The sequence below is a fragment of the Blautia acetigignens genome, from assembly GCF_025566865.1.
In the GTDB taxonomy this organism is placed as follows: domain Bacteria; phylum Bacillota; class Clostridia; order Lachnospirales; family Lachnospiraceae; genus Blautia_A; species Blautia_A acetigignens.
The window spans coordinates 24,165-38,700 of the sequence record NZ_JAOQJM010000014.1; the positions used below are offsets into that span (position 1 = coordinate 24,165).

General features: G+C 45.5%; 16 protein-coding genes and 1 pseudogene. 4 read left to right on the plus strand and 13 right to left on the minus strand.

Annotation, left to right across the window (positions count from 1 at the left end):
• Nucleotides 1–14: 14 nt before the first annotated feature.
• The 8 genes and pseudogenes from OCV70_RS14585 to OCV70_RS14615 form a co-directional block, all read right to left on the minus strand.
• Nucleotides 15–1,871 carry a hypothetical protein gene (locus OCV70_RS14585; protein ID WP_243000212.1) on the minus strand — a complete coding sequence of 619 codons (1,857 nt, stop codon included), beginning with the start codon at nt 1,869–1,871 and terminating at the stop codon, nt 15–17.
• A 5-nt stretch (nt 1,872–1,876) separates the two neighbouring features.
• A complete protein-coding gene (locus OCV70_RS14590) occupies nt 1,877–2,368 on the minus strand; it encodes an RNA polymerase sigma factor (RefSeq protein WP_117851780.1) in 492 nt (163 codons plus the stop codon).
• Nucleotides 2,369–2,649: 281 nt separating this feature from the next.
• The gene (locus tag OCV70_RS14595; protein WP_021926409.1) at nt 2,650–3,045 is read right to left on the minus strand and encodes a carbohydrate ABC transporter permease; all 396 of its coding nucleotides are present in this window, start codon (nt 3,043–3,045) and stop codon (nt 2,650–2,652) included.
• A gap of 263 nt (nt 3,046–3,308) precedes the next feature.
• Complete coding sequence (locus tag OCV70_RS14600) at nt 3,309–4,151, minus strand: hypothetical protein (protein WP_021926410.1); 843 nt, start codon at nt 4,149–4,151, stop codon at nt 3,309–3,311.
• Nucleotides 4,152–4,231: 80 nt separating this feature from the next.
• Nucleotides 4,232–4,327, minus strand: a pseudogene (locus OCV70_RS19880) (DUF6783 domain-containing protein); the annotation flags it as partial.
• Nucleotides 4,328–4,381: 54 nt separating this feature from the next.
• Nucleotides 4,382–4,675, minus strand: coding sequence for an L-2-amino-thiazoline-4-carboxylic acid hydrolase (locus tag OCV70_RS14605; RefSeq protein ID WP_021926411.1), 294 nt, complete (start codon nt 4,673–4,675; stop codon nt 4,382–4,384).
• An 11-nt stretch (nt 4,676–4,686) separates the two neighbouring features.
• Complete coding sequence (locus tag OCV70_RS14610) at nt 4,687–4,899, minus strand: hypothetical protein (protein WP_021926412.1); 213 nt, start codon at nt 4,897–4,899, stop codon at nt 4,687–4,689.
• Nucleotides 4,900–4,918: 19 nt separating this feature from the next.
• On the minus strand, nt 4,919–5,299 hold the full coding sequence (locus OCV70_RS14615; protein ID WP_021926413.1) for a response regulator: 381 nt from the start codon (nt 5,297–5,299) through the stop codon (nt 4,919–4,921).
• A gap of 250 nt (nt 5,300–5,549) precedes the next feature.
• Here OCV70_RS14615 and OCV70_RS14620 point away from each other — a divergent pair, with 250 nt between their 5' ends.
• Together OCV70_RS14620 and OCV70_RS14625 are read left to right on the plus strand one after the other, a co-directional pair.
• On the plus strand, nt 5,550–6,266 hold the full coding sequence (locus OCV70_RS14620; protein WP_021926414.1) for a LytR/AlgR family response regulator transcription factor: 717 nt from the start codon (nt 5,550–5,552) through the stop codon (nt 6,264–6,266).
• A 52-nt stretch (nt 6,267–6,318) separates the two neighbouring features.
• Nucleotides 6,319–7,659, plus strand: coding sequence for a sensor histidine kinase (locus OCV70_RS14625; protein ID WP_021926415.1), 1,341 nt, complete (start codon nt 6,319–6,321; stop codon nt 7,657–7,659).
• A gap of 61 nt (nt 7,660–7,720) precedes the next feature.
• Here OCV70_RS14625 and OCV70_RS14630 read toward each other — a convergent pair whose 3' ends face one another.
• From OCV70_RS14630 to OCV70_RS14650, 5 genes are all read right to left on the minus strand, one after another.
• Nucleotides 7,721–8,347, minus strand: a complete 627-nt coding sequence (locus tag OCV70_RS14630) for a DUF5052 family protein (protein WP_021926416.1) — start codon at nt 8,345–8,347, stop codon at nt 7,721–7,723.
• Between the two features lie 39 nt (nt 8,348–8,386).
• Entirely contained in the window at nt 8,387–10,351 is a 1,965-nt protein-coding gene (locus OCV70_RS14635; RefSeq protein WP_021926417.1) for an AAA family ATPase, read from the minus strand.
• Between the two features lie 126 nt (nt 10,352–10,477).
• Entirely contained in the window at nt 10,478–10,636 is a 159-nt protein-coding gene (locus OCV70_RS14640; RefSeq protein ID WP_173766639.1) for a hypothetical protein, read from the minus strand.
• Between the two features lie 25 nt (nt 10,637–10,661).
• Nucleotides 10,662–11,594, minus strand: coding sequence for an AEC family transporter (locus OCV70_RS14645; protein WP_021926418.1), 933 nt, complete (start codon nt 11,592–11,594; stop codon nt 10,662–10,664).
• 68 nt (nt 11,595–11,662) lie between these two features.
• Nucleotides 11,663–11,920, minus strand: a complete 258-nt coding sequence (locus tag OCV70_RS14650) for a hypothetical protein (protein ID WP_021926419.1) — start codon at nt 11,918–11,920, stop codon at nt 11,663–11,665.
• A 375-nt stretch (nt 11,921–12,295) separates the two neighbouring features.
• Here OCV70_RS14650 and OCV70_RS14655 point away from each other — a divergent pair, with 375 nt between their 5' ends.
• Both OCV70_RS14655 and OCV70_RS14660 read left to right on the plus strand, forming a co-directional pair.
• Nucleotides 12,296–13,525 carry an ABC transporter substrate-binding protein gene (locus tag OCV70_RS14655; RefSeq protein WP_021926420.1) on the plus strand — a complete coding sequence of 410 codons (1,230 nt, stop codon included), beginning with the start codon at nt 12,296–12,298 and terminating at the stop codon, nt 13,523–13,525.
• A gap of 131 nt (nt 13,526–13,656) precedes the next feature.
• A complete protein-coding gene (locus tag OCV70_RS14660) occupies nt 13,657–14,535 on the plus strand; it encodes a carbohydrate ABC transporter permease (RefSeq protein WP_262579803.1) in 879 nt (292 codons plus the stop codon).
• The last annotated feature ends 1 nt before the right edge of the window (nt 14,536 follow it).

Here is a 14,536-nt window from a genome sequence, read left to right on the forward strand (position 1 = left end):
AATATCCTACTTTTCTACCAGCCAAACGCATCCCGAATCAGTGCCCCGGTTTCTCCGTCTATGTAAAACAGTTCCTGTTCATCCGGGGAGTCTTTCCACTGGTAAGGGCAGCGAAAGCTCCAGACAGGCCTGTAAGTGATTCCCTCTGCGGTTTCATCAATATAATATTCCAGACAGATTTTTGTAACGGGAATCGTGGTGGATTCCGCTTCCTCCGCAGTGTCCTGTTCCGTGAAGAGACCAATTTTGCCCTCTTTTACATATTGTTCCACTGACTTCATAATTTCTTCCATAGAAAGCAAAGTAACTGCTTCTTCCTCTTTCACCTGAAGCGGAGACGGTATGTTGAAATAACAGTCTCCAGGCTCAGGGCCAAAGCCTGCTTTTCCCAGATAACCATGCTGGGAAAGTCCGCCCGCCGGTATTCCATTCAGCAGAATTTCTGTGTCGTAATAATCATATCCTTCCGTCATATTGCTGATTGACTTCTTTACAGAAGTTCCTGTTAAATTGGCTCTGGAAAGCAGCTGATTTATAATGTTTAATTCCTCCTCTTCCGTATTGTTTCCTAAATCTCCCAGGTTTTTTTCACTTAAGCCATCACACTGTATCCTTCCGTCTGAAATGAATATCTGCAGTCCCTTTTCTTTATTTTCCCAGACCATTTTATCAGTCTTGGATTTTTCCCAGCCGTCTTCTCCGCCAAACCAGGCGCAGATTTCTTCCTCTGATACATTGCATTTTTCCAGAATTCCTTTCGAAACATCGGTGGTACTTCCGGTAATATCAGCCTCTATTGTAAGAGTTCCGGATTTTCCAGGCAGAGAAGCTGTTACATGGCTTTCCTTTACCTGTAATACTGCTGTTTCCGGATCATATTTCTCATTTGCTTCCGCAGCATCTGAAGGATCTTCTGAATCTGTTGTTTCCTGTGTATTCTCATCCAGGGAATCCGAAATGGGTTCTACTCCAGTATCTTCCGCCTGCAGCTTTCCTTCTTTTCTGTATTTTTCTATGATATCCCGTACTTCATCATTTAATGGAAGGGTTACGGTAAGGGTTTGCGGCGTATATCCTCTGTAAGCATCCTCCGCAGGCAGTGCATAAGCCAGCATTCCTTCTGAATCTGTAAAAGAACCAGTTTTAAAAATCTTTCTGTAAGCTTCATCATCTTTCCAGGTGTAATAGATTTTGCCGTTATAATCCGGATATGCCTGAATGGTCATGGAAAGCTCTACCTGGGAATCTTCTTTTAATATTTTCTCTGTCAATGCATCATCATACAGAGTAATGTGTCCATAATAGAGATCTTCCCCGTCTATCTTGTTCAAAGCTGCAAGCGCATCTTCTCCATTCACTGTCGCATGGTCACGGCAGCTGATCGTATAGTTCTTCGCCTCCCTGGAAGGCTCTCCCAGAAAGCTTAAACCACTGCCATCAAAATACGCTTCTGTAACAGACAGCATAGACTGGTTCCAATCCTTCTCCTTTGGAGTTATATGATAAGAAGTCACATCTTCCACATTTTCTGCATTTGAATCTGGTTCTGTGACAACCATTTGAACAGCTTCCTGTTCTGTAACGCCCTGCTGTTCCAGTTCTTTGTGAAGCCATCCAAGTTTTGTTGCAAGTACGCCGGTGCTAACACCTAATATGGCAGCTACCGGAAGAAGAATACGGATTATTTTTTTCTTATTTCCTGAATTTTTGGATCTTCCTTTATCTGATTTTACAATTAGCTTCTTCGTGCTGCTCATTCTCTCATCTGGAGAATCCAAAATTCCCTTCAGAACATCTTCCATAGCTCTATCAATATTGTCCGGTATCACAGTTTCTTCTTTTAAAATTTTTCTGATTTCTTTTTCATCCATAGTCCTCACCTCCTGATCACCTTTTTTAATTTTGCTCTCGCCCTGGAAAGTTTGGTTGATACCGTATTGCTATTCATTTCAAGAAGAGCACTAATTTCCTTTACGGAAAATTCATCAAAATAATAGAGTTCCACGATTTTCCGGCTTTCTTCATCCAGACATAAAAGCAATTGTTTCCATTCGCATAGATCCAGTTCTTCACAGTGTACCCCTTCTGCGAAATTATCCAGTTCCGTGTCATGGTTCTTTTGACGGAAAATGTCTTTACATTCATTTATCAGAATCCGCATCAGCCAGGTTTTAAAATATTTCACTTCTCTTAGCCCCTGTATATTCTCATAGCAGGACAGGATCGTATTTTGCAGGGCATCTGCAATGTCCTGTTCGTTCCGAAGATAAACCCAGGCAGCTTTATACAAGCTCTGCTTATTCATCCGAATCAATTGAACGAACGCCTCTTTATCTCCATTTTTAGCTGCTGTTACCAAAGCATCCATTTTATTCCCCCTTTTCGTTTTTATAACTATTAGACTTGAAATATGGGAATTTGCTTTCAAAAATTTTTTATTTTTTACAAAACAAAACACAGGCAATCGAAGCTTAACTGTCTGTGTCCTTTTTATATCTTTTCTGATGCTATAATTGTATCGTAATTATGAGTCAGTGTAAATTCATATTTATAAATGTAACTTACATTATTTGCCAAAAGAACCCCTGGAATCTATCCGAATGAACAGATACCAGAGGTTCCTCATCTCTTTTATTTCAATTTCACAAATCAGCCTTTTACAGCACCTACCATAATTCCTTTTGAGAAATACTTCTGCATGAATGGATACAGTGCGAAGATTGGAAGGGATGCCATAGCCTGCGTCATGTCTGCTCCACTGGATGCATTCTTCAGCTGTTCGGCAAGTCTCTGTGCCTCATTTAAGTAGTTGTACAGTAAATACTGTAAGGTTGTCAAGTTCTCGTTTGCACGGGTATAAATATGATTGTCAAACCAGGAGTTCCACTGGCCAACCGCTACGAATACCACAACAGTTGCAATGATCGGCTTGCAGAGCGGAAGGACGATCTTGAAGAAACAGGTAAGATAGCCTGCTCCGTCCAGGCTGGCAGACTCTTCCAGTGCCGGAGGAAGCTGCTCAATGTAAGTCTTGATCAGAATCATATTATACGCGGAAATAGCCGTCCCTTATTCTGATTCAGGTAATTCTCCACCCGCTTCCACTGCTGCCCGGAAAATCCTCTGCTGTTTCCAATAATATCTACCATATCCGCAAGAATGATGTTAGGGGCAAAAATTCTTTTGCCCCTAACTTGATATCCACGAATTGCCCCGCAGCAAAGCATTTTTATTATAAGCAATATTCCCCAATACTTCAATAGCCTGGGAAAAAGCTGTGCAGTGTTTTTCCAGTGCCTCATTAAGAATTAAGAGGAAAGCTGTTTTTGTCTGCCTGCGACTGTAAAGCCGTATTCGGACCAGCCGTTTTCCCATTGGCCGCGGATGAGGTAAATCATTCCTTCCCGGGCATTTTTCAGGACAAAATTGCCGTCCTCGTCTGTTTCTATGGAAGCAGTCTCTCCTTCTTCCCCGGAAGCCTCTGTGCCCAGAAAATCTGCCGGATAGGCTATAGCAGTCACTTCCACTGGCTGTTCGTCAAAATACAGTTCCATGTCTGTGGCTTTCTCTATATTCATTATCGGAAGGTCTGACCACATTGTGACCTTGGAACTGTCTGCCGTTATGGTCTGGCTCACGCCCTCTTCGTCTGTGTAAGTCCAACTGTATCCTCCCTGCATGGTCACTGCGCTAATAACGCCGTAGGACTGGGTGTAGCCTACATTCAGACAGGGAAGCTGGGAAGAATCCCTTGGGGACCAGATCTCGTCGATAATATCCTGATACTGGTCAGCGTCTGCAGGATCTCCCTGGCTGACAACTTTTATTCTGGTTACGCCGGGGTACTGGCCAGGATAGGATTCCAGCATAATGCCGTCGCCGTAAATATCCAGGAGGTTTCCCCTCTTCAGCTCCTGCCAGGTGATCTGCTTTCCGTTTTCATCCAGGATCGTGTCCGGCATGGTTATGGAAAAAACGTCGCCGTTGTTCTGGCCGATCATAAGGTGGTCATCGTCGCCAAGGGGAATATACATGGCACGAATGGGCGGCTCTTCCTTTTTCTCCAAATACTTCTGATAAAACCATGCGCCAGAGCCAATGGCAATAAGAACGACTAAGAGGACCGGGATCCAAAATTTTTTCGTTTTCATATGTGGGCTTCGCCTCCTTGTGGATTTACATTTTGCATTGTCTATTATATGATTGATACTCTGGTATCATATTATGAATGTTATTCTAACATACTATGTATGCTTCTATGTAATTTCAAGATTGCGTGCACGCTAGAGCTTGTTTGAAAAATCATTCCTGCAATCTGCACGCCCCACTTTGCGGTATATTTCACCCGAATTCGGTTGTCGCAGCCCGCTACGGCTCATCTTTATATTTTCGGCAGATCCTCATATTCCGTAAGTGCAGGACTTTGGTCGCCTACATACCAGTAATCGCAGCAATCGCCGCCAAGGGCCTCAGCTTTGGTGCGGATCAGCCGGGCGTGCATGACTTCTGCCAGGAAATGATCGGTCCGGCAAAGGTAGGGAAGCTTTCCAGAAGAACAGGGCCATCCAGCTGATGTGCACTTGCCTCGTAAAAAGAAAGGATGGTAAAAATGCTCCCGGCAGTACTGCTCGTAACATTTTCCATATTGGGATACCATGTATGCTCTTTTTTTCATTGTGGTCTTCCTTAGCCTTGCTGGCCGTTGGCCTGGCGGATCATGTCTTCCACTACAATATCAAAAATATCGCCGATGGAATTGCAGTATTCCAGAATCTTCCAGGGCTCATTGGTGTGGAAATGGATTTTTACCAGATCCTGGTCTCTTCTCTCGATCAAAAGCTGTGTGTCGTAGCGGTATGCGAACTGATCGTCTTCCGCATCAATTGAATGTACTCCCATGTGTTTTTCCTTCCTGAAATTATTTCTTGACCCCTTTGCTACGTCCGAAACATGCCGTAAGCCCCTCCCAAAGCTTCTGTTCCTCCACGGGCTCCATAAAAAAATATTCCACACGCAGTTTAAAGGCATGAAGGGAAAAATCCAGATCACTGCACCAGATTATTTTGCATTTGGGGTGCAGGGAACGAAGATGCTCGGCAGCATTCAGCCCTGCTACCCCCGGAAGCGCCAGAAGCACAATAGCTGGTACCGTCTTTTGTATCTCTCCAAAAAACTTTTCCTGATCCTGATAAATCTGAACCAGGGGAAATATCTTTCTGTCGGCACAGTAATTCAAAATATATTCTGCATAATCCTGCCCCTTTTGTTCTTCATCAATCAATACAGCAATGCAATACACGAATCTCCTCCTTTTCCGCTTGATTTTTTCCTTCACTTGTTGAGACTAATTATATGAAAATCCAAATGTTTTTCAATTGGTTTGGCACGAAACAGGAAAAAATGGCACGAATTGCCAGCAAGGGGAATGGTTTGGTCTGGTGTTTTGTGTTATACTGTTTTTATAAAAATTGTGATGATGGAGAAATTTTCACACGCAGGATTGTTTGAGAAATCAACCAGTCAGTGCGCAAACCGGGAGGACAATACATATGAGAATTGCAATTGTAGATGACATTGCCAGCGAGCGTACCCTGCTGCGTGACCGCCTGGAACAGCAGCTTGGCAGGCGCGGGGTTCATGCTGACCTGACAGAATTTGAAAACGGAGAGACTTTTCTGAAAGCCGCAAAGGAACGACCTTTTACCGTTTTGTTCCTGGATATTTATATGGACGGGGCAAATGGGATCGAGATTGCCAGAGAGCTTCGGGGATTTGATCCGGACTGTCTGTTAATCTTTACCACCACCTCCACAGATCATGCGCTGGATGGATTTAAGGTCCGCGCCCTGCACTATCTGGTAAAGCCTTATAACGAGAAGGAAATCTCGGAACTGATGGATGAGGTTCTTTCCCGGATTCCCGATTCCGGGAAGTACATAGATGTGAAAGTGAACGGCAGCAACATACAGGTTCCCTTCCGGAGCATTGTGTTTGCGGAGCATTTTTCCCATATGATCCACATTCATACTACAAAGACAAAAGAACTGGTTACCCGCCAGTCCTTTGAGGCCTTCCTTGCCCTGTTAAAAATAGAGCCTCGTTTTTATCAGTGCAACAGAGGTATTGTGATCAATCTGGAACACGCGGTTGATTTCGACGGAGAGGTATTCGTGATGGATGACGGGAACCAGATCCCGGTGAGCCAGAAACTTGTGAAACATGCCAGACAGACTTTCATGGAGTTTCTGTTTCAGAGAGGACACTAAAAAAGAACATTAGAGCGTGTTTGAAAAAGATCTCTGAGAAAGGACATTTCCAATGGACAAAATGCTAAGACCGATTCTTGAACTTACAGTGATCATTCCAGGCTTACTGCTTGCCTATCTGCCTGTAAGGACTTACCTGCGGCAGCCATTGCACAAACTGGCAGTGTGGCTGCTTCCTTTGCTTGCAGGTTTTTGTGTATCAGGTGGTGTATTATGTTATACTTTGCAGATTACCACCTTGCCTGTGCTGATTTTTCTGCTGCCGGCAGTTATGGCTGTCTACCACAGGACTCTTCGGGTCACCATCTGGAAATCCGGCAGTATTTTCCTGGCTGTGTGCGCGGTGTTCGCCTGCGTCAACAGTCTGTCCAGGGCATTCAACGCCATTCTCACTGCAGGGCTTAACCTTGCGGAAAATGAACTGTGGTTCCGAACAGGCACAGGACTTTTCTATAATGGAATCTGCCTGCTCTTTCTTGCAGCTGCATGGTATCCTGCTTCCCATGCAGCAAGGACTATGGTGGACGATGAAAATTTCGCACAGACCTGGTATATCTTCTGGATCCTGCCTCTGATCTTCATTGCGCTGAATCTGTTCATGGTGCCAAAGTACCGGAACACCTTGTACACCGGACGGATCCTTCAGGGATATATTGTGATCAGCCTGGTTCTTCTGGTGATCCTGGTATTCTTCTACGCCATGTTTCTGCTGATAGCAAACAGCCTGAACAAAAACGCAAGGCTTGTGCAGGAGAATCATTTCCTTTCCCTGCAGCAGGCAAGATATGAGAATCTTCGCTCTGCCATTGAGGAAGCCAGACAGGCCAGGCATGATCTTCGCCATCACTTTGTCCAGCTGTCTGCCCTTGCGGAAAACGGCGATCTGGACAAAATAAAAGAGTATCTTTCCTGTGCTTCCAGCAAAATTCCAAGCCAGGATCTGCATTTTTGTGAAAATCAGGCGGCGGATGGCGTGCTTGGCTATTACTCTGCCCTTGCCAAACGGGAAAGCATTCCCTTCCATGCAAAAACGGATCTGCCTTCCCATATTGCTGTGGATGAGATTGACATGTGCCTGGTGCTCTCTAACCTTCTGGAAAACGCCATCCAGGCAAGCCAGAAAACAGAGGTTTCCCGCAGGAAAATTAACGTGGAGATTTATCTTCACTACAATCATCTGCTTCTGATCCAGGTGGAGAATACCTTCGACGGCAAAATCCGAAAGAAAAATGATATCTTCCAGTCATCCAAACGCACAGGCAATGGAATCGGAATCCAGTCCGTCCGCCACATCGCCGAAAAAACCGGCGGTGCCAGCAGCTTCACCTGTGATAACGGCGTCTTCACGGCGAAGATCATGCTGCGCCTGAGTAAAAATAACGCTAATACATAGTCGTAAAACCCTTCGGCAAAGTAGTACGTGCAGATTACAGGAATGATTTTTGGAACACGCTTTACAGCAGGTCGCTGTCTATGATCTGGTAATTGGCACGGTGTATGTAGAGAGCCTTTCCATCGATCATCAGCTTGGTCATCTTGGGGAGGTCTTCCGGGATTTCCCAATATACATTGTCGCCGGAAAATGCGGTGATAGGCTGGCCAAGCTGGGATTTGATCACCACGATCCGGGACTTGCCGAAGTAGTTCTTGTACTTGTTTATGTAGCGGGCAACTGCCGCGTTGTCTGTAAGGCCAGCGCTGCTGCTCTGGATGGCTTCCTCTGTGAAATCCACCTCCGGGTTCAGGCCGTCCTGCATGAAAATACAGGTGTCGCCGCAGCTTTCGATCTCCTTGCCGTCTATGGTAATGGTGATTACTGATGACAGGTCGTAGCCCTTGATGGCTTTGCCGGTATCATCATAGCTGACAGTCTCAATTTTATTTCCGGTGATGCTGATCTTCTTGCCAGTAGTCTCCAGAGTCTTGTTGCCGTAATTGTCATAGGTGTCTATGGTATAGCTGTTTCCTACCAGGGAACCATGCAGCTCATTGATCACTGAGTTCAGCCCGCCTATGGAACAGCCGGATGTAAGCAGGGTAAAGCTTAACAGGACTGCGGTTATGAATTTTTTCTTTTTCATATTATGAATTTCCTCCTTTGTAAAAATGCGGTGATGGCTTCATTGCTGTTCCATCACCAGAGCGTTCTTGCCGGCAAATGCAATTCCAAGCTTATAGATCTTTTCCCTGGGAATTCCAGCAGCCAGAAGATCTGTCTCATAAGCTTTTTCCTCTATCTGAAGCAGCGCGTTCCTTGCAGTATCCTCGATTTCCTTCTCTTTTTTCTCGTTCATCACCTTGAATTCCAGAATAAACGCGTCCAAATCCTTCTGGAGAGGATACATGGCAATGTCATATCTTCCCATTCCGCTTTCCCGGTTGGAGACAATGCGGTACTGATCCCGCAGAGATACAATAAGCCCAAGCACCAGTCCGTGATAGAAGTTCTCCGGTGTCCGTTCAGCGGGGCCTTTGCCAGTATCAAAATAGCTCATGGAGGTATACGCCACCTCTGTGAGAATTTCACTTAACAGCTCCGTCTTATGGTTCATCAGTGCATAAACAAAATCCCTGTATACAGAATCTCCGTTCTTGACCATCTCCCTGATCTGGGAGCGGAACATTCCCATCACTTCCTGATTGGTAACGGATACGTCGCATTCGGTGATCTCGCCCTTCTTTTTGACATTGTCCGCCTTGATATAGCCTACAGCCAGCAGCAGGGACCAAAGGCTGTTCTCATCTCCGTCTAAATACTGGAACGTAATATTCTCGTTGATCTCCTTGTGCACTACTTCGCCAGCCATAAGCTGCTCAATTTCATGCTTGCTGCGCATAGGATGCTTCCGGATAATATCCCCGACCAGCTTATTGCTGCTGGTATTGGTCCAGTAGGAAAGAAGTTCTCCATCTATAAGATAGTTGCAGATGGACCACGGATTATAAATATCTTTGTGACTGCCAAAGATAAAACCGTCATACATCTTCTTCACTTCCTGCATCTGGTCTACGCTCTGGCACATCAGGGCATCCTTTACCTCCTGCTCTGTGAAGCCAAAACAGTCACTGTATTCATCACAGGTTACTGTAGCTACTTTTATATTATTCAGGTCTGAAAACAGAGAATTCTTAGAGACTCTCGTTACGCCTGTAATAATCGCCCTGCTGTAATAATTATTTTCTTTAAATGCACTGTGAAACATCTGACGGCAGGTTCCGATCATCTCATCACAGTATCCGTCTGTATAAGCTTCCAAGAGCGGCGTATCATATTCATCCAGAAGAATGACTGGCTTGGTTCCATAATGCTTGTACAGCAGTCTGCACAGTTCGGGAATTGCCATTTCTATGTTATTATTCTCACGATGCCAGAGCTTCTCCCGCATAGAGCGATATGCTTCTTTATCCTCAGCATCCAGTATCTCGCTTTTCAAAAGTTCATTGTGAATCTCATACATGTTAAACAGGCCACTGATCATTCCCCGAACTGCCTGCGCATAATTCATCCCCTTACAGCTTCCAAAGCTTACGGAAACTGTGGGAATGGTGCCATAACACTTCCGGCTCTGCTCGCTCTTCCACACCTTCAGCTTCTCAAAATATTCCGGATGCCCGGCACATGCAGGATCCAGAAAATTCTCTACCGTACTGAGAAGAGTGGTCTTGCCAAAACGTCTCGGCCGGGTGATCAGAGTGACCTTTTCTCGGCTTCGCAGCCACTGAGTAATAAAATGGGTCTTGTCCACATAAAACTGCTGGCCGCAGGCAAAATCGCGAAAATCCTGGTAGCCGCAGCCTACCTGGGCATCCAGATAAGGATTCTCCTTCAGGATATCCTTCAGCGTCTCATAATATTTCAGAAGCCGCTTCTTCTCCTCTTCCAGACTCTTCCGCTCTTGAAATTCCAGCAGGATCTTCTCTCTGCCTTCCAGCTTCACATACACACTCTGGGACTTGCCCTGTATGGTACGCTGGATGTAAGGCTGCTTCTTCCCATTGATGGTCTTGTAGGTCAGGGTTCCCTTGGGCAGTTCTTTCAGTCGGCTGTCAATCTCCTCAAGCCGCATTTTCGGATTATTCAGCATGGTCTTGATCCTCCTTCTTATCATTATTTCCGGTCAAAAAAATGGTTATATAAAGTTATCCCTATTATATAACTTCATATAACCATTGTAAATACTATATTAAAAATATTTTTTAATTCTAAATAATCACTCGCCCATTTTCTTAATTTCCATATTCTCTGGAAGCACCAGACTCAGAATGATGGAAATTACAAAAATAACTGCCACTACGTTCTCCGCAAATACAGACTGCACCAGAGATGGGAAAATTTCCCAGATTCCGCTCTCCCATTTTCTCAAATCCAATTTACAATTTCGGAAATCCTTACAATCAGTAAACCACAACCGCCATCACCACATACACCAGAATGGACACCAGACAGTACAGGGAGTTGGTGGTGGAAACGTAGGCGCTTCCGTCCTCGCTCTTTAAGAAAGTCTGCATGCTGAAGGTAGCTGGTGAAGACATGTAGCTGATCACCGCAAGGTCCAGAAGCAGATGGTCTCCCACTATGTAATGGATTGCCAGCAGCACTCCCGCGATCATCACCGCCTGCAGGATCACGCGAAGCACAATCGTACGGATGCACGGGGAAAGCAGCCTTTTGTCAAGCTCAATGCTGTAGCCTACAATCACCAGAATGATGGAAGTCACAGAAGTTGTAAGAATATTCTCCACACTTGTGTAGGTTCCCGCAAAAGGACCCTCCAGAATCTTCAGCACCACACCGGATAATCCCGCAAGAATGCCAAGCACGCTTGCAATAAAAGCCGGGGTGCGGATGGCGCTGGCGAACAGCTTTTTCACATCGATCTTATCACCGTTCTCCACCTGTCCCAGCATTCCCATGTAAACACTGAACCCGAACAGAAGCCCTGCAATATCCAGCACTGCGATCTGGGAAAGATTCTCCGCTCCGCAAAGGCTGGTGTAAAGAGGGTAGGCCATAGAACCTCCCTCATACACACTGACCATAAAAGGCAGATATTTGCGGTAGCGCTGCTCCGGCATAAGAGGCCGCATTGCAAAACCAAGACTAAAGGAAATTACCAGCATTACAAACATAATGCCAACCAGAATCCCCGTTTCCTTATTGTAGTCGGAGGTGGCTAGGGCATGAAAAATAGCAACCGGAAGCATGATCTGGGTCACCAGAACCTTCATATTATCAATTCCGTTCTGATTCAGAAGCTTCCATTTCCGGCAGGCCATTCCCAGAAGGATCATCACCAGTACGGGAAGAACAATCTCTAAAACTTTCATCTTTATGCACTCTTTCTGAATATAAACTTTCTTATTACAATGTACTTCTTAATTGCCGTTCTGTATGATTATTCATCAAAATCTGTCTCAAATACACCCTCCGGTGTCCTCATGGTAAGCACACCCAGGTTAAAATCATCATCCATCACGGTAATGTGATACTCAAAAACCACGTCATCATCAAACTTGGATAACAAAATGTAGGTTCCGTTCTCCTTGCCCTCGATCTGATCGCAGATGTCATTGTACACATCCTCCCCGGAAATCAGGCGCGGATAGCCGGCGTCCTTAATTTTTTTCTCAATTGCTGCATATAATTCTTCCATTTTTTATTTTCGCAGGATTCCCGGCCTTCGTGCCGTGAAATGCACTGCGTGCTCCTTTCTTCAAAATCTCCATCCTGTCAAAGCAAAAGCTCCCACAGCTTTTTGGTTCTGCTCTTTTTTCATTGTATAATATCCGCCCCCGGAATGTCAAACCCGTTTTATCAGTATTTTCGCAGGTTTCACAAACGCCCCTGCCTGCCATTGTGCATTTCATTTCAATTTTCGTCTTTTTTTGTCGCTTTTGTTGACTTTTTTCATAATTTTTGTTGACATTATGACCGATTCATTGTATGCTATTAATACAAAGAGGCAATCCATGATACGAGGATGTATCTGTGGGTTGCCCCAATTCGTATCTATAGGGAGGTAACACTTATGAAAATGAAACAGGTTTTAGCAACAGGTGCAGCTTTATCCATGGCTCTTTCTATGACCCCTGTCACAGCATCAGCCGCAGACAAAGTAGATATTAACGTGATCGCTGCACAGTATGGCCAGCAGACAGCTGATTGGTGGGCAAACTTCGTTACAGAATTTAACGAGGCAAATCCAGACATCAATCTGAACGTAGAAGTTGTTTCCTGGAACGATATTTACACTGTAGTGAATACCCGTATTGCCAATGGCGAAGCACCGGATGTTCTGAATATCGACGTATTCGCTGACTATCAGGCAGACGACCTTCTCCTTCCGATCCAGGACGTTGTTTCTGAGGAGACCTACAGCAAGATGTATGACGCATTCCTTGCACAGTCCGAAGTAGACGGAACCGTATGGGCAATCCCGGATCTTGCATCTGCACGTGCTATGTACTACAACAAGGACATCCTTGATGCAGCAGGCGTTGAAGTTCCTACCACATGGGACGAGTTAAAGGATGCCTGCGAGAAGATCAAAGCTTATGACGATAGCCTTTATCCATGGGGAATCGATATGACCACTGACGAAGGTCAGGCAGCATTCGCATACTACACCTGGAACAACGGCGGCGGATTTGTTGACGACGACGGCAACTGGACACTGAACAGCGAGCAGAACGTAGAAGCAATCCAGTACGCAATCGATCTTGTAAACTCCGGCTACACCAACACCGATCCTGCTAACGATACCCGTTATGACCTGCAGGATATGTTCGGCGCAGGCAAGGTTGCTATGCTCATCGCTCCGAACAGCTTACCTACATATATCGCTACAGGCGGAAATGAAGTAAACTACGGCGTAGCTTCTATCCCGTCCAATACTGGCGAGTCTGTTTCCGCAGGTGTTATGGACCGTTTCATGTGCTTCGATAACGATTACTCTGATGAAGAGAAAGCAGCTATCACAACATTCTTCGATTATTTCTATGATGATGCACGCTACACAGAGTGGGTTGACATGGAAGGCTTCCTTCCGGCTACCAAGACTGGCGGCGAGGCTCTCGCAGCAGCTAACGAAGACATGGCAAGCTGGATTGATATCTTAGACAGCTGTAAATTCTATCCAACAGCAAAAGCTGAGTGGGCAGATGTAAAACAGGGCGTTATCAATGTAGAGCAGAACGCACTTCTTGGCGGTGATGTTCAGGAATTACTGGACGACCTTCAGTCAGAGATCGCTGGCTGATCCAGGACTGTAACATTCCCATTACGAGGATGATAATGGGCCGGACTGATTGGTCCGGTCCATTTTTTTGAAACATGGTAACTGTAACGGTACAGGCAGTTACGAAACATACGAAAAGAGAGGTATCCCCTGTGAAGAAAAAATTCAAAAAAGTGGAGCCCTACATTTGGATCCTGCCAAGCGTCCTTCTGATGGCAGTTTTCATTCTGGTTCCCATTGTATTTGTATTTCGCATGGCATTAAGTGATGTCAGCAAGGCCGGACTGATCAAAGGCTTCGCAGGCCTTGAGAACTTCCGCAAGGTAACCAGCAGCTCTGTTTTTGCCATGGTACTGAAAAACACCCTTGTGTGGACCGTTGCCGTTGTCGGTATCTCCACGCTTCTTGGCTTTATCCTTGCCATCTTACTCAACAACGAATTTAAGGGCCGTAAGCTTGCCCGTGCAGTTGTGGTTTTCCCATGGGCGACTACACTGATCGTTCAGGCAAGTATCTGGAAATTCATCATTGACACTGATTACGGTACCTTAAATACGCTGTTGATGAGGCTTGGCATTATCGACCATGCCATCAACTGGACGCCTACTGCCGGTGCATACTTTGCCTGGGAAATTGCCTGCGGTATTTTCGTTACCATTCCATTTGTAACCTTTACCGTGCTTTCCGGTCTGCAGAGCATTGATGCCAGCTACTATGAAGCTGCGGCTGTAGACGGTGCTTCCTACTGGCAGAAAATGTTCCAGATCACCATTCCCCTGGTACGTCCGAACCTGACCATCAGCACCATCCTGAATATTATTTACGTATTCAACTCCTTCCCGATCATCTGGACCATCACCAAGGGTGACCCGGCCAACCGTACCGACACCCTGGTTACTTATCTGTACAAACTGGCCTTCTACAACGGCAAGCAGGGACAGGCTGCGGCAGTATCTGTCATCGGCTTCCTGATTCTGCTTCTCTGCGCCAGCCTGTACATGGTTTCCGTACTGAAGAAAGGAGATGAATGAT

What these genes read in the sequence shown, in the direction of transcription:
- OCV70_RS14585 (WP_243000212.1), bottom strand. Translation starts at nt 1,871, where the DNA reads ATGGATGAAAAAGAAATCAGAAAAATTTTAAAAGAAGAAACTGTGATA.
- OCV70_RS14645 (WP_021926418.1), bottom strand. Translation starts at nt 11,594, where the DNA reads ATGAAAGTTTTAGAGATTGTTCTTCCCGTACTGGTGATGATCCTTCTG.
- OCV70_RS14590 (WP_117851780.1), bottom strand. Translation starts at nt 2,368, where the DNA reads ATGGATGCTTTGGTAACAGCAGCTAAAAATGGAGATAAAGAGGCGTTC.
- OCV70_RS14630 (WP_021926416.1), bottom strand. Translation starts at nt 8,347, where the DNA reads ATGAAAAAGAAAAAATTCATAACCGCAGTCCTGTTAAGCTTTACCCTG.
- OCV70_RS14635 (WP_021926417.1), bottom strand. Translation starts at nt 10,351, where the DNA reads ATGCTGAATAATCCGAAAATGCGGCTTGAGGAGATTGACAGCCGACTG.
- OCV70_RS14620 (WP_021926414.1), top strand. Translation starts at nt 5,550, where the DNA reads ATGAGAATTGCAATTGTAGATGACATTGCCAGCGAGCGTACCCTGCTG.
- OCV70_RS14600 (WP_021926410.1), bottom strand. Translation starts at nt 4,151, where the DNA reads ATGAAAACGAAAAAATTTTGGATCCCGGTCCTCTTAGTCGTTCTTATT.
- OCV70_RS14655 (WP_021926420.1), top strand. Translation starts at nt 12,296, where the DNA reads ATGAAAATGAAACAGGTTTTAGCAACAGGTGCAGCTTTATCCATGGCT.
- OCV70_RS14605 (WP_021926411.1), bottom strand. Translation starts at nt 4,675, where the DNA reads ATGAAAAAAAGAGCATACATGGTATCCCAATATGGAAAATGTTACGAG.
- OCV70_RS14650 (WP_021926419.1), bottom strand. Translation starts at nt 11,920, where the DNA reads ATGGAAGAATTATATGCAGCAATTGAGAAAAAAATTAAGGACGCCGGC.
- OCV70_RS14625 (WP_021926415.1), top strand. Translation starts at nt 6,319, where the DNA reads ATGGACAAAATGCTAAGACCGATTCTTGAACTTACAGTGATCATTCCA.
- OCV70_RS14595 (WP_021926409.1), bottom strand. Translation starts at nt 3,045, where the DNA reads ATGATTCTGATCAAGACTTACATTGAGCAGCTTCCTCCGGCACTGGAA.
- OCV70_RS14610 (WP_021926412.1), bottom strand. Translation starts at nt 4,899, where the DNA reads ATGGGAGTACATTCAATTGATGCGGAAGACGATCAGTTCGCATACCGC.